The organism is Agathobacter rectalis ATCC 33656 (genome assembly GCF_000020605.1).
GTDB classification, from domain to species: Bacteria; Bacillota; Clostridia; order Lachnospirales; family Lachnospiraceae; genus Roseburia; species Roseburia rectalis.
Window position 1 is genome coordinate 1,461,590 of sequence record NC_012781.1, and the last position, 19,703, is coordinate 1,481,292.

General features: G+C 41.4%; 18 protein-coding genes and 1 pseudogene. 18 read left to right on the forward strand and 1 reads right to left on the reverse strand.

The window, feature by feature from the left end:
• The first annotated feature begins 40 nt into the window (after positions 1-40).
• The 3 genes from EUBREC_RS07025 to EUBREC_RS07035 are packed head-to-tail and all read left to right on the forward strand — an operon-like array spanning position 41 to position 1,882.
• Positions 41-319 (forward strand): hypothetical protein, encoded by a 279-nt coding sequence (locus tag EUBREC_RS07025; protein ID WP_012742413.1) that lies wholly within the window; start codon positions 41-43, stop codon positions 317-319.
• Positions 320-324: 5 nt separating this feature from the next.
• The gene (locus tag EUBREC_RS07030) at positions 325-1,314 is read left to right on the forward strand and encodes a peptidylprolyl isomerase (RefSeq protein ID WP_012742414.1); all 990 of its coding nucleotides are present in this window, start codon (positions 325-327) and stop codon (positions 1,312-1,314) included.
• A gap of 40 nt (positions 1,315-1,354) precedes the next feature.
• Positions 1,355-1,882 carry a phosphatase PAP2 family protein gene (locus tag EUBREC_RS07035; protein WP_012742415.1) on the forward strand — a complete coding sequence of 176 codons (528 nt, stop codon included), beginning with the start codon at positions 1,355-1,357 and terminating at the stop codon, positions 1,880-1,882.
• Positions 1,883-2,039: 157 nt separating this feature from the next.
• On the opposite strand, the gene htpG is transcribed toward EUBREC_RS07035, so the two are convergent.
• Positions 2,040-4,130: a molecular chaperone HtpG gene (gene htpG, locus EUBREC_RS07040; RefSeq protein ID WP_012742416.1), complete on the reverse strand. Its 2,091-nt coding sequence runs from the start codon at positions 4,128-4,130 to the stop codon at positions 2,040-2,042.
• A gap of 716 nt (positions 4,131-4,846) precedes the next feature.
• Between htpG and EUBREC_RS07045 the strand changes: the two genes are divergently transcribed.
• The 15 genes and pseudogenes from EUBREC_RS07045 to EUBREC_RS07120 all read left to right on the forward strand — a co-directional run bounded on the left by EUBREC_RS07045 (position 4,847) and on the right by EUBREC_RS07120 (position 19,500).
• Entirely contained in the window at positions 4,847-5,233 is a 387-nt protein-coding gene (locus EUBREC_RS07045) for a thioesterase family protein (protein WP_012742418.1), read from the forward strand.
• A complete protein-coding gene (locus EUBREC_RS07050) occupies positions 5,217-6,179 on the forward strand; it encodes a YihY/virulence factor BrkB family protein (protein WP_012742419.1) in 963 nt (320 codons plus the stop codon). Before EUBREC_RS07045 ends, EUBREC_RS07050 begins: the two co-directional genes overlap by 17 nt.
• Before the next feature lie 22 nt (positions 6,180-6,201).
• Complete coding sequence (locus EUBREC_RS07055) at positions 6,202-7,158, forward strand: serine O-acetyltransferase (protein WP_012742420.1); 957 nt, start codon at positions 6,202-6,204, stop codon at positions 7,156-7,158.
• 650 nt (positions 7,159-7,808) lie between these two features.
• Entirely contained in the window at positions 7,809-9,203 is a 1,395-nt protein-coding gene (ltrA, locus tag EUBREC_RS07065; RefSeq protein WP_012742422.1) for a group II intron reverse transcriptase/maturase, read from the forward strand.
• A gap of 603 nt (positions 9,204-9,806) precedes the next feature.
• On the forward strand, positions 9,807-10,019 hold the full coding sequence (locus EUBREC_RS07070) for a FeoA family protein (RefSeq protein WP_012742424.1): 213 nt from the start codon (positions 9,807-9,809) through the stop codon (positions 10,017-10,019).
• Between the two features lie 178 nt (positions 10,020-10,197).
• Positions 10,198-10,419 carry a FeoA family protein gene (locus tag EUBREC_RS07075; RefSeq protein ID WP_012742425.1) on the forward strand — a complete coding sequence of 74 codons (222 nt, stop codon included), beginning with the start codon at positions 10,198-10,200 and terminating at the stop codon, positions 10,417-10,419.
• Between the two features lie 73 nt (positions 10,420-10,492).
• Entirely contained in the window at positions 10,493-12,643 is a 2,151-nt protein-coding gene (gene feoB / locus EUBREC_RS07080) for a ferrous iron transport protein B (protein ID WP_012742426.1), read from the forward strand.
• 172 nt (positions 12,644-12,815) lie between these two features.
• On the forward strand, positions 12,816-12,953 hold the full coding sequence (locus tag EUBREC_RS07085; protein WP_012742427.1) for a FeoB-associated Cys-rich membrane protein: 138 nt from the start codon (positions 12,816-12,818) through the stop codon (positions 12,951-12,953).
• Between the two features lie 103 nt (positions 12,954-13,056).
• Positions 13,057-13,302: pseudogene (locus tag EUBREC_RS07090) on the forward strand (transcriptional repressor); the annotation flags it as partial.
• A 211-nt stretch (positions 13,303-13,513) separates the two neighbouring features.
• Positions 13,514-14,131, forward strand: a complete 618-nt coding sequence (locus EUBREC_RS07095; protein ID WP_012742429.1) for a DUF3793 family protein — start codon at positions 13,514-13,516, stop codon at positions 14,129-14,131.
• 11 nt (positions 14,132-14,142) lie between these two features.
• Positions 14,143-14,574, forward strand: coding sequence for a flavodoxin (locus EUBREC_RS07100; protein WP_012742430.1), 432 nt, complete (start codon positions 14,143-14,145; stop codon positions 14,572-14,574).
• 449 nt (positions 14,575-15,023) lie between these two features.
• Complete coding sequence (locus EUBREC_RS07105; RefSeq protein WP_012742432.1) at positions 15,024-15,572, forward strand: tyrosine-type recombinase/integrase; 549 nt, start codon at positions 15,024-15,026, stop codon at positions 15,570-15,572.
• A 253-nt stretch (positions 15,573-15,825) separates the two neighbouring features.
• Complete coding sequence (locus EUBREC_RS07110) at positions 15,826-17,619, forward strand: hypothetical protein (RefSeq protein WP_012742434.1); 1,794 nt, start codon at positions 15,826-15,828, stop codon at positions 17,617-17,619.
• Between the two features lie 138 nt (positions 17,620-17,757).
• Positions 17,758-19,116, forward strand: coding sequence for an MFS transporter (locus tag EUBREC_RS07115; RefSeq protein WP_012742435.1), 1,359 nt, complete (start codon positions 17,758-17,760; stop codon positions 19,114-19,116).
• Between the two features lie 39 nt (positions 19,117-19,155).
• A complete protein-coding gene (locus EUBREC_RS07120; protein ID WP_012742436.1) occupies positions 19,156-19,500 on the forward strand; it encodes a hypothetical protein in 345 nt (114 codons plus the stop codon).
• Positions 19,501-19,703 lie beyond the last annotated feature (203 nt).

A 19,703-nucleotide genomic window follows, 5' to 3' on the forward strand; every position in this document is an offset into this window, starting at 1 on the left:
GAACAGCTGTATATAAGGCCAAAGAAAAGAGATAATTTACATGGAGGAATACGATATGTACGAGTACGACGACGAGGTTTTAGACACATTTTTAAAGAAACAGACACAGCTTTTTAGTGAGGAGGTCGCAGATACTCCGGAGGCTGCAGAGGAATTTTTAGAGGACTGCATGGCTGTGGTATGTAAGAATATAAAAGAAGTAAGAGATTATTTTGATGAGGCAGGCTCAGATATTTCGGGCATGTCAGATGATGAGCTTATGGACCAGAGTGAGGTCTTTGCCATTGCGGACGGCAGATTCCTTGTTGTGGAAGGATAGCAGGTATGAAGTATTTTAAGAAAACGATGTGTATGCTGCTTGCATCAGCGACACTTCTCACCGGCTGCAGTATTGGCGGCAAGGAGATAGTGCTTGATATAAATACCACGAACAGCCATACAGTTTTTTCCGTGGACAATATGAAGTGCGATAAGACGGAGGCACTCATATATTTAGCCAATTACAAAAATCTGTATGGCACTATGTATGATGTAAACCTGCTCGAGACAGATGATGCGTCGAACGTGGAAAAATATATCAGGGATGTCACTGTTGATGAGCTGACGCGCATATACTGCATGGTTTCAATTGCAAAGCAGAAGAAGATTACACTTACAGACAAGGAGAAGAGTAGTGTGTCAAAGGCTGCGAAGGAATACTATGACTCATTAAACGAAGCTGAAAAGAAATTCACAAAGGCTGATTTATCAGACATTGAGAGCGCATATGAGCATTATGCGATTGCGCAAAAGCTGTACAATTCTCTATCGAAGGGCGTTGATACAGAGGTGAGTGATGAGGATGCAAGAGTTATCCATATACAGAAAATCTTTGTAAAGAGCAAGGAGAGCGCAGATGCTGTGAGCCAGAAGCTTTTGTCAAAGGAAGATTTTGCAGCAGTTGCATCAGGCAGCAGTGAGGACAGCCAGACAGAGCTGTATGCGGCAAAGGGCACTCTGCCACAGGAGGTTGAGGCTGTAGCATTTGAGCTTGGCGATGGAGAGACATCTGATATGATAAGCACAGATGACGGCTACTATTTCATCAAGTGTATATCCAAGCTGGACCGGGAAAAAACAGAGCAGAACAAGGTCACTATACTGCAAAAGAGACAACAGGAGCAGTTTAATGATGACTACGAGCACTTTGTAAAAAAAGCAGGCTTTAGTTTAAACAATGACCTGTGGGATTCAATCAGTATAAAGGATGAAAAGGATGTGAAAACAAGCTCCTTTTTTACTGTGTACAATAAATACTTTCAGGCCGACAATTGAACAGGCCGATAATAATTAATAATAGACAGGAGCATATAATATGGACTGGGAATTTGACATCCTATATGCAATTCAGAGCATCAGAACACCGTTTTTAGACAAGCTAATGGCGTTTTTATCCACCATCGGAAATGCAGGCGTATTGTGGATTGTGATAGGTGTAGTGCTTTGTATTTCAAAAAAATACCGTCGTGGAGGTATGCAGATGCTTTCGGCAGAGCTTTTGAGCTTTATAGTGGGCAATCTGATAATAAAAAATATGGTCGACAGATTGAGACCATGTCAGATAGATAAGACAGTCAGTCTTATTGTAAAGATACCGTTTGACTCATCATTTCCTTCGGGACACACGTTAAACGGCATAACAGCGGCAGTGACACTTATGTTTATAGACAAAAGAATGGGAATACCGGCGATTGTACTTGCGGTACTTATAGCGTTTTCGCGCATGTACAACTTCATGCATTTCCCAACGGATGTCCTGGCCGGAGCAGTGCTTGGGGTGGTATCGGCTGTGTTTGTAAACTTTTTGTTTAAGAGAGCCGGTAAGAGCGAGATGACTAAATAAAGCTAAAGAAGTGTCACATAAAATGGCATAAATAATAACGTATAATAATAGAACGAATACAAATAATTAATAAAAAGCTGTACATATGCAGGTCTATGAAACCTGCATAGTGTACAGCTTTTTTATGAGATGTTAACAGTAAAATTACTTTGTTGGATTACTTTGTGAGAAGAAGCATGATATCATTACTTCTCTTTACAAATTTAGTCATCTGGTCAACTGAAAGCGGCTGGTTAGAAAGCATTGCAAGATCGTAAAGCTGCTCAGCAAACATTGGAACGTGCTCAGAATCCTTATTGTCTAAGATGTACTTCACAAGCTCGTTGTTGGCATTTAATGTGAGTGTCTGGTCAGCGGCAAACATGCTTGGATCCATTCCACCCATGCCTCCGGCTGCGTACATCTTCATCATATCCTGCATACGTCTGCCCTGCTCTGAGAGTGTGAGCACAGATGCTACATCTGCGTTCTTAAGGTTTTCTACCTTTACAGTAAGCTTATCGTTGTTCAAAGCCTTTTTGAATACCTCTGAGAGAGTAGTGGTTGCCTCTGTGAGGTCTGCACCGGATTCATCCTTGAGAGACTCTGTGAGGTCTGCATCTATTCTCATGAACTTGTAGTGGTCATTTCTCTGCTCAAGCTGTGTGATGAATGAGGTATCGATATTGTGGTCAAGGATAACAGCGTTCATTCCCTGCTCCTTGAACAGCTTGATATACTGACCCTGCTGTACTACATCTGTGACATAGTAAACTGTATTCTTCTCAGGCTCCTTGTTTTCATCAGAGGCATTTGCATCAGTATTGTCAGCTTTCTTTGTATCATCAGAAGCATCGGCACTTTCTGCATCTGATTTTTCATCTTCCGCAACAGGTGCGAGCAGCTCCGGAAGAGTCTGATACTTGTCATTGATGTCCTTGAAAAGAATATAGTCGTTTATCTTGTCACAGAACTTCTCGTCCTTTAAGCAGCCAAACTTGATGAATGGGCTGATGTCATCCCAGTATTTCTCATAGGCTTCCTTATCTGTCTTGCACATACCGATGAGCTTGTCAGCTACTTTCTTGGTGATGTACTCAGAAATCTTCTTTACGAAGCCATCATTCTGGAGAGCAGAACGTGATACGTTAAGCGGTAAATCAGGACAATCGATAACACCCTTAAGGAGCATCAAAAACTCAGGAATGACCTCTTTGATATTGTCTGCGATAAATACCTGGTTGTTGTAAAGCTTAATAGTTCCCTCGATTGAGTCGTACTCTGTGTTGATCTTAGGGAAGTAGAGGATACCCTTTAAGTTGAAAGGATAGTCCATATTCAGGTGAATCCAGAAAAGAGGCTCCTTGTAGTCTAAGAATACCTTTCTGTAAAACTCCTTGTATTCCTCGTCGGTACACTCATTCGGGCTCTTGATCCAGAGTGGGGTTGTATCATTGAGCGGAACAGGGCGCTTAACGATTTTGAGCTGATCCTTTGCAGGAGATACCTCTACCTGCTCCTTCTCGCCCTTGTCATTTTCTTTTTCCTCGTACTTGGCGTCTTCATGGATTTCCTCGATGACAGTGTCAGTGTCACGCTTGTCGGCCTTGTCTATTGTCTCGTACTCCTCAGGAGCATTTTCCTTTGCAAGGTAAATCTCAGTAGGCATGAAAGAACAGTACTTCTCGATGACCTCACGTGCGCGGTACTCGTTTGCGAACTCAAGACAGTCGTCGTTTAAGTAGAGAGTAATCTCTGTTCCGACGTCGTCCATGTCGCCATCCTCCATGTTGTACTCTGTGCCACCGTCACATGACCAGTGTACAGGTGTAGAGCCTTCTTTATAAGAGAGAGTATCGATTGTTACCTCGTCGGCTACCATGAATGCTGAGTAGAAGCCGAGACCGAAATGACCGATAATCTGGTCATCGTTTGACTTGTCCTTGTATTTCTCGATGAAGTCTGTAGCACCTGAAAAAGCGATACGGCTTATGTATTCCTCAACCTCATCAGCTGTCATACCAAGACCGTTATCTATAATCTTTATTGTCTTTTCGTCAGGGTTTACGAGCACCTGAATCTTGCCCTTGTAGTCTGCAGGAAGGGAATATTCACCCATCATGTCGAGCTTTTTGAGCTTAGTGATGGCATCGCAGCCGTTTGAGATGAGCTCACGATAGAAGATATCGTGGTCTGAATATAACCATTTCTTTATAATAGGGAACAGGTTGTCGCTGTCAATTGAAAGATTGCCGTGTTTTTCTGTCATTTTTACACACTCCTTGTTTTTTATTTTACATTTACGCCGCGGTTATGAGCTGTGAAGTTGCGGTGTAGCAGCCAATAATTCCTCAGAGAAAATATGAAGTCAGCCACAGGATTTTGTATGGATAGTTTGTGGCATGATTTTGGTTGTGCCGCCTTGTCCGGTAATGGAACCCTGTGGCAGTTCATATTTTATCTTCGGAACAACTGTCTGTTACCCGCAATGTTAGCTTATTTCCGCGAATGTAGATTAAGTTAAATGTTTTACACCGCGGCTATGGGCTATGAGGTTGCGATGTATCAGCCAATAATTCCTCAGAGAAAATATGAAGTCAGCCACAGGATTTTGTATGGATAGTTTGTGGCATGATTTTGGTTGCGCCGCTTTGTCCGGTAATGGAACCCTATGGCAGTTCATATTTTATCTTCGGAACAACTGTCTGCTACCCGCAAATTTAGCTTATTTCCGCGAGTGTAGGTCATTTAATATTTGCAGTAAATCAGCTTGTTTTATAAGCATAATAAAATAATAGTTCGCATTATCGGAAAAGTCAATAGAAAATTAGCACTCAAAAATAGTGAGTGCTAACAAAACGACAGAAAACCGCATGAATTGGGTATTTTTGGAATTGTGAAAAGTTTATAAACTTATTTTTCACTGGACATTGTGGCGTAAAAATGCTAGGATTTATTTTATAATATAGATATAAGGAGACTGATATGTTACAGACAGGTATTAAAGGTAAGAAAGAGATTACAGTGACTTTGGATAAGACAGCGAAGGCTATGGGAAGCGGTACGATGGATGTGTTTGCTACTCCGGCTATGATTGCGCTGATGGAAAATACAGCTTTTGAGAGTGTTGCGCCTGAGCTTGAGGAGGGAAGTGGTACTGTTGGTACTGCGCTTGATATTAAGCATGTTTCGGCTACACCGGTTGGCATGAAGGTGACTTGTGAGTCGGAGCTTGTAAAGGTGGATGGTAGAGCGCTCACTTTTTCTGTAAAGGCTTTTGATGAGGCAGGACTCATTGGTGAGGGTACTCATGAGCGTTTTATAGTATTTGAGGAGAAATTCCAGAAGAAGGCAGATGACAAAGCAAAGTAGAACGGATTTAGGTAGTAAAACACCGGAAATCAAAACGGAGAAACGTAAGGCCGTAGGTGGTGATTGTAAAGAATCTAACATCGAAGGAAAAAGTGCGAGGAAATACAGCAGAAGATGGGATATCATTGTGACAGCCTTTGATTTTGTGACTAATTTTTCAGAGAGCTCTATTTCTGCATACGCAGGGCAGGCAGCCTTCTTTTTGATGCTGTCGTTTTTCCCGTTTTTATTGTTTTTCTTTTCACTGCTGAGCTGGACACCGCTTACAGAGGCTGATTTTTTGATGTGGGCGAGTTCGTTTATTCCGGAGTCGTTTGGTGACATCATGAAGGATCTGGCCAGTGAGGTGTATGCCAGCGGCACAGGCAGGCTTTCTATTACGATGATTACAGCCGTGTACTTAAGCTCAAAGGCTTTTATTTCGTTTCAGCTTGGGCTTGACGATATGTACCATGTGAAGGAAAACAGAAATTTTATTTTGCGGCGCATATATTCGGTGCTTTACAGTATCGTTTTTGCACTGGCGCTCATTTTTTTATTGGGTGTCATGGTGTTTGGAAATATGCTCAGGAAGATGTATTTTTCGAATGTTCATCATATAATTGGAAGTATAATAGGCAGTGTGGTCGATTATCGTCTGGTAATCTGCCTGCCGGTGCTTATTTTATTTTTCTGGGTGATTTATGTGTTTCTGCCAAACAAGAAGCGTAGGGCAAAGTACCAGTTGCCGGGAGCGGTATTTGCGGCTGCTGCATGGATGATTTTTTCGGGAATCTTTTCTGTGTACGTGGATAAATACAATAATTATTCTTCATTTTATGGCACAATGACCACTATTGCGCTTATAATGGTATGGTTATATGGTTGCATGTATGTGCTTTTCATAGGCGGTATAATAAACCGCACATGGGAGGAGCGTATGGAGGCAAAAAAATATTATAAATAGTAAATTCGGAGGCTTCGAATATATGGATAATAATAAAGAAATGATAGAAGGGCTTGTATCACAGATACTTGACGATTATCATGATGACAAAATCATAAATCAGCAGGCACTTTTTTCACAGCCGGACAAGGAGGCTGTTTGTGATCTGCTCTCAAAGCTTATTAAGATAATGTATCCGGGCTATTTCAAGGGCACGAGCTTCAGATATTACAACCTGGACAGCCAGATTGCTGTTCTTTTGGAGGATATTATGTACAATCTGCGCAAGCAGGTGGTGCTTGCCTTGCCGCAGAATCCTAAATACAGGAGCTTATCACATCACGAGCTTGTCAATATGTCTGAGAAAATCAGCAATGATTTCTTTAAAAGGATTCCAAAAATCAGAGCTTTGGTGGAGACTGATGTGGCTGCGTTTTTTGACGGAGACCCTGCAGCCTACAATTACAATGAGATTATCCTTTGCTATCCGGGACTGCTTGCAATCACTACAAACCGTATAGCCCACGAGCTTCATCTGCTTGGAGTACCGCTCATCCCGCGTATGATGACAGAGCATGCACACAGCAAGACCGGTATTGATATCCATCCGGGTGCCACTATTGGCAAGAATTTCTTTATAGACCACGGAACAGGCATCGTGGTCGGTGAGACTACTATTATCGGTGACAATGTCAAGGTATATCAGGGTGTGACTATCGGAGCACTTTCTACCAGAGGTGGTCAGAAGCTAAAGGGAGTGAAGAGACATCCTACTATTGAGGATAATGTCATCATCTATGCAGGAGCTTCGATACTTGGTGGTGAGACTGTCATCGGAAGAGGTGCTGTCATCGGAAGTAATGCATTTATTACCTCATCTATCGAGCCGGGGGCTCGTGTGAGCATCAAAAACCAGGAGCTTTCCATCAGAACAGGAGAGCGAAAGGAGCTTGTGGCCAGCGAGATGGAGACGGATTCGAGCTGGTTTTACGTAATATAATATTATAATATACTTTTTTGACTGAGGTCGGTACGCGCGCCCCGGGCACTAGGTGTCGCACACGTACTTTCCTGCAGGCTACGCTTTACAGTTAAGATACTGTATGAATTATGCTTTTTAGGGTTTCTATGCTTGACGAAACCGTCGAAACGCGCCGTCCATGGCGCGGTTCTCCTCGCTCCTGCGTCCTTGCAGGAGCGTTTCTGCGTTGTGCGCCTAGCGGCGCACGTTTCTAACGGGTTAAAGTCCCGAATCCGCCCGGTAGTGGGAAGGATATAGCCGAAAGCAAGGGTGTCCATCGTGAGATGGAATCTGAAGGAAGCTGGATGTGAGGAATATACTAACTCACGGGCAAATCTCTGGTCTGACGAACAGAAATCTCATATGAGGTCATGCATGTGGGTAAGGCAGCAAGCCATGTTGAAGCCCGATAACTACACGGAATCATGCATGATAAATGAGGCAGATGGATGGAGAGGAAGAAACGTGTGGTACCTAGGGAGGTCTGTGCGGTATGCCTTGAAAGAGGTAACCATTGCATAAAGCAATGCTGAACGCACAGAAGTCAGCAGAGGTCATAGTAGCCGAGAGGTGAAGGACCGAATCAGTAGGAGTCTTGAGTATGACCGAGAAAGGAGGAATGACCGTCTATGGCAGAAAACATTGAAAACAATGGCTGTTCGCAAAGAGATAATGCGGAACATGAAGGGTATGTGAAAGCGTCTAGGTCATTCAATCGGATATGGAAAGAAAGAGACAGTGCACAGCCGAGACTTTTGGAAACGATACTGTATAAAGACAACTTTAACAGAGCGTATAAGAGAGTTAAGGCAAACAAGGGAGCGCCGGGAATTGATGGCATGACCATTGAAGAGGCTCTTCCATATCTAAAGGAACATCAACAAGAGATAACTGACCGCATTTATCGTGGAAAGTATACTCCGTCTCCAGTAAGACGAGTTGAAATTCCCAAACCAGATGGTGGTGTGCGAAAGCTTGGCATACCAACAGTGATAGACCGTACACTTCAACAGGCAATAACCCAACAGTTAGTGCCAATCTATGAACCGCTGTTTGCAGATGGTAGCTATGGCTATCGTCCGAACAGAAGTGCAAAAGATGCAATACTTAAGGTTAAGGAGTATGCAGAACAAGGCTATACATTCGCTGTAGTCCTTGACTTGTCAAAGTACTTCGATACTCTTAATCACGAAATTCTCATCAATCTTCTCCGAAAGAATGTAAAAGATGAACGTGTAGTACAGTTGATAAAGCGCTATCTGAAAAGCGGTGTAATGGAAAACGGAGTGGTCATTGACACAGAGGAAGGCTCACCACAAGGTGGAAATCTATCACCATTGCTGGCAAATGTCTACCTCAATGAGTTCGACCAGGAGTTCCTGAAAAGAGGTGTTCCATGCATAAGATATGCAGATGACATCGTGCTTCTTGCAAAGAGCGGACGAGCATCAGAGAGACTCTTGGAAAGCAGTACAAAATATCTTGAGAAGAGGCTGAAACTTACAGTCAACCGAGAAAAGAGCCGTACTGTCAGCGTGTTTGCAATCCGAAATTTTAAATTCCTTGGCTTTGCATTGGGAAGGAACGGGAAAGGCACTTATGTCCGAGTTCATTCGAAGTCATGGAAGAAGTTTAAGTCCAGATTGAAGGAGTTATCTTCCCGTAAGCGATGTCAGTCAATCAAGCCAAGCCTTGAGAAAATCAAGGTGTATGCAAGGGGATGGCTTAACTACTACGGAATTGCAAGTATGAAGAGCAACATAGATGACATCAACGGATGGCTCTATCACAGAATATGCATGTGTATATGGAAACAGTGGAAGAAACCTAGAACGAAATATAAAAATCTAGTCAAACTTGGAATCCCAGAACACTATGCGTCAACAATAGCAAACAGTCGCAGAAAGTATTGGTATATCAGCAATAACAAAGCTGTGATTTGGGCGCTGAATAAAGAAAGACTGATAAACAGTGGCTTTTACGATTTAGCCACAGCCTATCAGTCTGTGCACGTCAACTATTGAAAGCGCCGTATACCGAACGGTACGTACGGTGCTGTGAGAGGACGGCGGTTAGTCACCGCCTCCTACTCGATTCGTGGGCATAATTCTAACAGTATCTAAACTGTTTCGCTATGCGCCTGAAGGAGAGTATGTGTGCGCCACCGGTGCCCGGGGCGCGCGTACCGACATTCAGTCAAAAAAGTATATTTATTAAGTAGGACTAAATTAGCATAATGTACAACCAAACCCAAAAGCCGAAAAAAATCCAGAAAAAGGTAGCTGAAACCGTAGAAATCCACAAAACAGCTCCCCAACCCAGCCCATAAGCCAGAAAAATTGCGTGAAAAAGAAGCTGAAATTGCAGAAAATCCTAACAAGCATAATTTCGTACAGTATCTTAGTAGCGAACGCGAGAGTACTAAGCTGGTGAGAATCCGCGAGCAAGCCCGATGGTGCCGAGTCTTGGGCCCCCACACTATTAGCCACAACTGAAAAAAGTAAGAAAAATCTAAAAAATATTATTGACATCTAAGCCACGTTAGAGTATACTAACACCCGTAAGAGGTACCAAATGATGTTTTTTATCATTAAAGACGTGAAGAAAAGACGTGAAAAGAGGTAAATATGATGCCATTATCAATGAGTGGTGCTGGGGAGGCACAGATAATCAAGAAAATCGGCGGAAAGGAAGAGGTGAGATCTTTCCTTGAGAAGCTGGGCTTTGTAGTAGGCACAGAGGTGACTGTCATCTCAGAGATAGCCGGCAATATGATAGTCAATGTAAAGGGCGCCAGAGTAGCAATCGGCAAGGACATGGCAAATAAGATCATGGTCTGATATAACAATGTAACAGGCATGGATATAGCATGTATGACACATATAACACATACAACACATGCAGCAATGTGCTGTATAAGCTGTAATCATTTAAGATTTAAACGACTTTGTATATGATATTATGCAAACGTTTATATAAATTTTTAAACAACAATAAAATTAAAAAGGAGTAGTCAGCATGAAGACATTAAAGCAAGCCAAAGTAGGCGAGACAGTCAAGGTTGTCAAGCTCACAGGCCAGGGTGCAGTCAAGAGGCGTATCATGGATATGGGAATTACTAAGGGTGTTGAGATATTTATCCGCAAGGTGGCACCGCTTGGCGATCCGGTAGAGGTGACAGTGAGAGGCTATGAGCTATCACTTCGTAAGGACGATGCCTCTATGATAGAAGTAGAGTAAATTTTTTTTGACTATAGGTTAGTAAATACAAACTATAGGCAGAATGAGCAAACAAAAATAAGGAGATTAAAACATGACAGTAAAAATTGCTCTCGCAGGAAACCCGAACTGCGGAAAAACAACACTGTTCAATGCCTTAACAGGTGCCAATCAGTATGTTGGTAACTGGCCTGGTGTTACAGTTGAGAAAAAAGAGGGAAAGCTTATCGGTCACAAGGATGTAGACCTGGTGGATTTACCGGGTATCTACTCACTTTCTCCATATACTCTCGAGGAGGTTGTTGCAAGAAATTACTTAATCGGAGAGCAGCCTGATGCGATTATCAATATCGTGGACGGAACAAATATCGAGCGTAATCTGTATCTGACAACACAGATTATCGAGCTTGGTATTCCGGTGCTTATGGCTGTCAATATGATGGACATTGTAAGAAAAAACGGAGATAAAATCAATATCAAAGCACTTGGAGAGAAGCTTGGCTGTGAGGTTGTTGAGATTTCAGCTTTAAAGAAGACAGGAATCAAGGAGACTGCAGAGAAGGCAATCCAGATTGCAAAGTCAGGTAAATCCGTTCAGAGGGTGCATCACTTCGCAGATGATGTGGAGAGCACAATCGCAGGCATCGAGGATAAGCTTGGTCTTGCAGTAGCAGAGAATCAGAAGAGATTCTTTGCAATCAAGCTTTTAGAGCGTGACTCAAAGATTTCTGAGGTATTAAAGAGTGCTCCAAACGTAGACGCAGAGATTAAAGCTCTCGAGGACAAATACGATGATGACACAGAGAGTATCATCACAAACGAGAGATATCAGTACATATCTTCAATCATCGGCTCATGTGTAAAGAAGGCACGCGCCGGAAAAGAGACAGTATCAGACAAAATTGATAAGATTGTTACAAACAGATTTTTGGCACTGCCTATTTTCGCACTCATTATGTGGGCTGTATATTATGTTGCAGTATCATCACTTGGTGGAATTGTAACAGATTGGACAAACGACACACTCTTTGGTGAGTGGATTCAGCCGGCAGTACAGACATTCATGGAAAATGCAGGCTGCTCTGAATGGCTCGTATCACTTGTAGTTGACGGTATCATCGGAGGTCTTGGTGCACCTATCGGATTTGCACCACAGATGGCTATCGTATTCTTATTCCTCTCAATCCTTGAGGACTGCGGATACATGGCACGAGTAGCTTTCATCATGGACAGAATCTTCCGTAGATTCGGTCTCTCAGGAAAGTCCTTCATCCCATTCCTCATCGGATCAGGATGTGGTGTACCCGGAATCATGGCAACACGTACTATCGAGAACGAAAAAGACCGTCGTATGACAATGATGACAGTAACAAATATCCCATGTGGAGCAAAGCTTCCTGTTATCGCACTTATCGCAGGCTTTATCATGGGTGACGGTTGCTGGTGGATGGCACCTCTTATGTACTTTACAGGAATCGGTCTCACAATCATCTACTGTATCATTTTAAAGAAGACAAGAGCATTTGCAGGAGAACCTGCACCGTTCGTAATGGAGCTTCCACAGTATCATATCCCTTCAGTAAAGGGTGTGCTGTTACACGTATGGGAGAGAGTATGGGCATTCATTAAGAAGGCCGGAACAATCCTTTTCCTCTGCTGTGCAGTTATGTGGTTCCTTTCAAGCTTCGGCATCCAGGATGGCGCATTCGGACTTGTTGACACAGAAAACAGCTTACTCGCAGTAATCGGATCTGCAATCGCAGTTATCTTTGCACCACTTGGATTCAATACATGGCAGGCAGTTGCATCATCACTCTCAGGCTTTGTGGCAAAAGAGGGTATCGTTTCAACAATGGGTGTACTCGCAGGACTTGGAGAGGTAGAAGAGTATGCAGTAAGCATGCATGATCAGTTTGCAGCATTCTTCCCAACAACAATGGTAGCAGTATCATTCTTGCTGTTCAACCTGTTTGACTCACCATGTCTTGCAGCTATCTCAACAACCGCAAAGGAGCTTAACAACCGTAAGTTCTTCTGGTTTACAATCATATTCCAGAACGTATCAGCTTACTGTGTAACACTTATGTTCTACCAGATTGTGGGACTTTGCATAGGTGAGGTAGCCTTCAACTTCTGGACAGTAGTTGCATTTGTACTCCTTGCAGGTGTATTATACTTATTGTTCAGAAAAGACCCTAATAAGGCAACAGCAAAGAGCACTTCATTTGCGGCATCAAACGTGTAACGGGTTTTTAAATGAGAATCAATCTGGAATTTAACACAGCAGACCTCATAGCAGTCATAGTTCTTCTATGCCTGCTGGGGCTTGCCGTAAAGATAATAATAGGATTTTTCAAGGAAAAGAAATAACACAGTAGTATAATTAGTAGCATTTGTAGTGAATAGGAGATGATGACATGCTGGCTGATATCATTGTAATTGCAATTCTCGTAGTGATAGTTGCACTTGTAATCAGGACAATAATCAAATCAAAGAAAGCAGGCAAAAGCCTGCAGTGTGGAATGGACTGCAGCCATTGCAAGGGCTGTCATTAATCCACGGCATGATGTGTATGAAGCACAGGATGGGCATTTCATGGAAAGAACTCATCTGCCGCTTAAGCTGCATCTGCCGGCATCGGTAACGATAGGAGGATGTATGTCGAAAGAAGCAATAGAGCAAAAAGAGGTAATCGTTGGCAAGCTAAAGGACAGCGGATGCAGGATTACAAAGCAGAGACTTATTTTGCTTGATGTAATCCTCGAGGGCGAGTGCGGAAGCTGCAAAGAGATTTATTACCGGGCATCAAAGATAGACCACTCTATCGGGACTGCTACGGTGTATCGGATGATCAATACGCTCGAAGAGATTGGAGCGATTGACCGCAAAAATATGTATAGAGTGCAGGTGTCATAAGCCTGGTTTTATAGGAATTGTATAAAAAGAAGAACGGCAATAAGGAAAGCACACTGAGAATTAAAGATTCTTAGTGTGTTTTTTGTTGCAATTAATTGAGAATAAAAAGTGTAAAAATGGCAAAAAAATACTTGACATATAAGTATAAGTAAGATATATTTAACTCAGGTTAGAGACAACTAACACGAAAGGAGCTAAAATGTGCCAGGAAGTATTTCAGATTGCTATGAGCATGGATTTAAAGAGCGTGGAAATGCAGCTTGCCCTCCAGTGTGCCCCACTAATTACAGGAGCGAGAATTTCAAATATGCTCATGATAGACAGCGCTGATGAGAGTGCCATGAGAGTGATTCTGAGGGCTTCCGGGATATCGCATTTCAGGCTTGCAGCAAGGAATGAGAAAACCGCCTTCCTCTTATTCCGCAGGAGCCTCTTAGAAGCATATCTGAATAATTCAGAGGCTTTGGACATACTAAAGAAAGCGGGATATGAGGATTTTTCATTCGGCAAGATATTACTTAGATTCAAAAAACGCTACGAAGCGTATCTGAATGATGAACACAAGCAGTTTCCACATGAGATGGGGCTTTTGCTTGGATATCCGATAGAGGATGTGAGAGGCTTTATAGAGCATAACGGATGCGGTTGCCTGTATTCAGGATACTGGAAGGTGTACCGCAACGTACCACTCAAAAAGAAGATGTTTGAGGATTTTGAAAAGGCGAAGGAAAGTGTCATACAGCTATTGGCCGAGGACATAGATATGAGGCTGATACTGGAAATATATAAAGAAGAACCGCAGCAGATAGCGGTATAGGAGGAATTAAAATGAGCAAAATCAGTGTAGTTTATTGGTCACAGTCAGGCAATACAGCAGCAATGGCAGAGGCAGTTGCAAAGGGCGTCACAGATGCCGGAAAGGAAGCAGAAATCGTATTCGTAAGCAGTGCTTCAATAGATGAGCTTAAATCAGAGACAGCATTCGCACTCGGATGTCCTGCAATGGGTGCAGAGGTACTTGAGGAGGGCGAGATGGAGCCGTTTGTCACAGAGCTTGAGGGCTGCGTGGCAGGCAAGACAATCGGTCTGTTCGGTTCATACGGATGGGGCGATGGCGAGTGGATGCGCGACTGGGTAGAGCGGATGACAGCAGCCGGAGCTACAGTGGTAGGCGGCGAGGGTGTTATCTGCCAGGATGCACCGGACGATGATGCAAAGACAGCCTGCGAGGAGCTTGGAAAGAAGCTGGCAGCGGTATAAGCAAATCAGACTATAGCGTGGCCGCGACAACATGAAAGGCCACGAAAAACATATTTTATCTCCGCAAAGTATAAACTTTGCTCCTAGTGTAAATCTGGGCCGGCGAACTTCCCATTCGCCGGCCCGCTCTCTTTTTTCATGATATTTTGCTATTGCCTAATCAGAAAGAATGTAATAAAAAATTCGCAGATTATTACAATCTGCGAAAATCACCTCTGTTAAAAAACACTAGATATATAATAAAACTTTAGTCATTTTATGTCAACGGCTGTATCTTTTTTTGTATCTTTTTACATTTTTAAGGGAATATTGGTATGTATTTTATATATTTTTTATTTTTAGATGGTCAAAATTGTGGTCAGAAATAAAACTGAAGATATTATATGGAGTTAATATTCTTCTTCCTATAAATTATATATATACATATATATTTTAAGGAGGAAACAGATATGTCAAGAAGAGGAATCAATATCAGAAAGAGAGCCAACGGACGCTGGGAAGGCCGCTACTACATAGTAGACACAGCCGGCAGTAAAAAGTGCAAATCGGTATACGGCCACAGCTATAAGGAAGTAACAGAAAGGCTGCTTACAGCAAAAGCTGCTTCACTTAATCAAACAGCAGCCCACAAGCAGTCCGCTATCACCGTAAAAGAAGTCGCTGAGAAATGGCTTGAAAGTATAGCATCCAGCCGGAAGTGCTCTACCATTCAAAAGTATTCTACTATATACAATAAATATATTAAACCAAACTGGGGAGAAAGTGTCATAGATCAGTTAAATCACAATGAAATACTCAAGCTACTGCCTGAGACAGCCGGTGAGAGCGTTACAAAGAGCATACTTTGTATATTCAATTCAATCCTTGCATATGGAGCTGCCACATATGGCACCGGAGAAATTCATATGTTGTACAGGACAAAACGTTCATCCGTCACATCCTCAAACAACATAAATATAATCAATACAACAGACCAGCAAATTCACTGTCATCTCTGATAAAACTGAAGGCGGAATTAAACTTTGCAATTTTTAATAAGCTGTTAAAGCTGTTAAAAAATATGCTATCCTTTTCTTCTTTTGTAAAATCTGTTACAATATATATGCTTTTTACCAAGATTTCGAAATCTGATTAATTTTGTTGGAGTGGCTTGGCAGCCTTTCTTTTTATAAGGACTGTATAATGGTCTGCGCTTGGACAATCAAGTGGTCAGGTGATGGATTATAAAGTGGATTTGGAGATAAATTTATAATGGCAATGTTGGCGCAAATACAAAATTTTAATAACAATTCAATATATGTATATTTTTTATCTTGCATAGTAATATTGAATTATCAGCATTTTTCTAAATGTCAGAGAGTTTCGCTGATATATGCAACAACTATAGCTATGGAGCTCATATCAGGATATAAATGGTCCGTTACTTTGTCTATGCTTGTTATATCAATGTTTATTATGGAAGAATACCTTTTGGATGATAAGGTAAAGGGTGAATTACTAAGTAACATCTGGTATAAGATATGCGATTTTTTATATCAATTTATTTTTATAGATATGGGTGCTTGTATTGTAATAAATATAATCATATCTGGAAAATGGTTAAAGGATTGGTTTGTTCAGACGGATATTCAAATATGGTGGTTTTATGTAGTTAATATTATAATCTTGTTGTTTACAATCCATCTGCTTAATACTTCAAAGTTTGGTCTTTATGATTTTTCCGTTATAAAAAGCTATTTTGATAAATTTGATGGTATAAAGATAAAATGGGATGATTTGGAATTGCAGCGTAGATTTGATATTATGGTGGAGCTTGAGGATAAATCATACTTTGATAGAGATAATTCGTATAATTGGTTTTCCATAGAATTTGTGAAATATAAGATCAAGGCGTTTAAAGAGAATAGAAAGTGGCTTAAAGAACATAGGGAGAAAAAATCTCTGAAGCATATGCTTTTGTGTATATGGAGTCTAATCAGAAAGTTTAAATTATTTAGATATGTTTTACGGAAAATAAAGGAGAAAATTGCTTCTTCAACATGGTCGGTTATATATTTTTTCCATAGATTAAAAAGTAAAATCCGAGGCTGTTCAACACTGGAAATGCAGCTTATTCGTTGTATCGGAATAGAAAAAGGTTATGATAAATGTGTTGTACGTCGTAAGTTCTTTGAATTTTTTTATACATATTTATTTTTTAATGGATTAAAAAATTATTATGAGAATACTCAGAATAATAAGCGTAGAGAATTTAAAAAGTTTATATTATATGTTTATCTGCATTCTATAAGAATTAACATGTTTGGAAATGAATTTAAATCTATTGATAAGTTATTTGGTGATGCAAAGGTGAGAGATTGGGATATAGATGAGTTTTACGTTGCGATTTTGTCTCTTACAGGAGCAAGAGTTACACCAAAACGAATGGTTTTGTATCCACATGCAGTCCAAATTGCCAGAATTGATTTAAATAGAGCTCTTGTGTGGAGAAATATGATAAGAGATTGTCGAATTACAGAAAGTAGAAAAGAGCCGTTTGACGAAACAGAAGTAGAAAAGGTGTTTTACATTATACGGGAAAAAATATTACCTTATATTGAAAATAATATATTTTATGGTCCTTGTGATGGTCATAATGATTGGCCTAGTTATGGAAGGAGTAATTGTTGGAGCTTTACAAGGAATGTATACTGGCATATATGGCGGGAAAGTTTTACAAACAGAACCGGGACAGAAGATGATATGATGCGAATTTATACTTCCTTGTCTGACAGAACCATTACACATGAACATTGTAAGAAGTATTTAGGAACAGCGGAGTTGGGAGCTGTTATTAGAATATGTGATGAAATTAAGGGAAATGACAGAATGGGGCACTATAAACATTCTCAAATACTGCTCGGGCATGACGAAAATGGTGTTACTATATATGAAAGCACAGATAAATGTACTCAAATTGTATATTTTACATGGGATGAATATGTGCAACAATATGGTAAGTATAAGTATTTTAAGTATATAAAGTGGCCTATTTTTGTGAGATAAGAATGTCAGTGCAGATGGCGCAATGTGTCGCAATGTACAGTAAATTATATTTGTAAGCACATTAACTTTAAATTGTATTTTACATAGCAATCCGCTATACTAGTATTAAGTATAGCGGATTATTTTGGAGGTATTTATATGAAGCTTAAAACAGGACAAAAGTGTGCATTTGGATTTGGTGCATTCGGAAAAGATATTGTGTATATGCTTATTTCATCGTATTTGCTCTACTACTACAATGTAGTGCTTGGGATGAGCAGTGTGTTTATCGGTACGGTGATGATGGCGGCCAGGATTTTTGATGCATTCAATGACCCGGTGATGGGTATTATCGTAGCAAAGACACGTACTAGGTGGGGGAGGTTTAGGCCTTGGATTTTTGCCGGCACGGTGCTCAATGCCGTGACCATCTATGCTTTGTATGCCACTCCTGAGTCTATGGGTGATTCAGCGCAGAGAGTGTGGCTTACGGTGTTTTACTTTGCATGGGGCATCACATATACGCTTATGGATATTCCGTTCTGGTCTATGATTCCCGCAATCACTGAGCCGGGCAGCGACAGGGAGCAGCTTACATCGCTTGCGAGGACATGCTCTGGCATCGGAGATGCTATCCCTACGGTGCTCACGATGACAGTGGTGCCTATTCTTGGTGCAGGAAGCTCTATGGCTGACTACAGGATTGGATTTAAGTGGTGGGCACTTATTATAGCGGTAGTATTTGTGATTTCTGAGCTTGTATGCGTGGCATGTGTGCCTGAAAGACTGGTTGCCTGTGATGAGAAGCCGGGAAAGATATCTGATATGTTTAAAGCCTTATTTAAGAACGACCAGGCTATGACTGTTGTAGTATCAATCATTCTCGTGTATACATCACTCAATATCTGTGGCAACCTAGTGCTTTATTTCTTCAGGTTTGATGTGGGAAACGAGGGCGCATATTCCTTATTTGCTGCAGTTGCTTTTGCAGCACAGGTGCTTGTCATGATGGTTATACCGCTGCTTCGCAAGAGATTCAGCAAAAGCCAGCTTTTTATATCAGGATTTATTATTCAGATAGCAGGCTTTGCGGTGATACTTATCATGGCATTTGCAAAGCTCTACACGCCGCAGAGCTGGTACATACTCTGCCTGCCGGGTATTTTGATTTATCTGGGCTATGGTATGCTCAATGTTATCATGACTATATTTCTTTCAGATTCTGTTGATTATGGTGAGGTGATGAATGGCACGAGAGAGGAGTCGGTCATTTTCTCAATGCAGACATTTACGGTAAAGCTCGCATCCGGTGTAGCAGTATTTCTGGCTGGGCTGGTGGTTGACTGGATTCATCTGGATACCGCGGCTGCGGTACAGACACAGGATACACTTGATGCTCTTCGCATGTGGATGACGATTCCGTCTGTTATCCTGCTCATCGTGGGCATATTTGTGTTTAAGAGGTTTTATAAGCTGGATGATACAAGGATGGAAGAAATTAAATCCAAGCTTAATTAAAAATTGCTATCTGATTGATAAAAGAAGGTCGAAAATACTGTGAAAAAACGAATAATTAATTATAGACTTAAGATTGACAATCTGCTTGCCAATCCTGATAAGATATCAAAAGAAGAGTGGAAGAAAATACTGCAGGAGCACCTGACACAAATAGCCTTCTTCCAGCATGAGCGCCTCGTGCACCTCATAGTGACAGTAACCTTTGCCATACTCACCATGATTTCAATAATTGCATCCATCATGATAAGCAACCCAATGCTTCTTGTACTTACACTGTTATTCTTAGTGCTGTTGGTGCCGTATATCATGCACTACTATACACTGGAAAATGAAGTGCAGAAGATGTATACCCAGTATGATGAGATATTAAAGCATCTGTCCTAGCTAGCAAGCATATAAGCGAGTGCAACGAGCAACATATGCACATATAAAAGTAGAAAGTTATCAAAGACAGAACCCGGCGCAGCCGGGGCTTTTGCCCTTGACCGCATATACGAAGCTGCTTAGAGTCTGTAGAATTGCATACGAAAACCAACAACGCCCATGCATGGACGCATGGGCGAGGTGTTATGCGCCATGGACGGCGC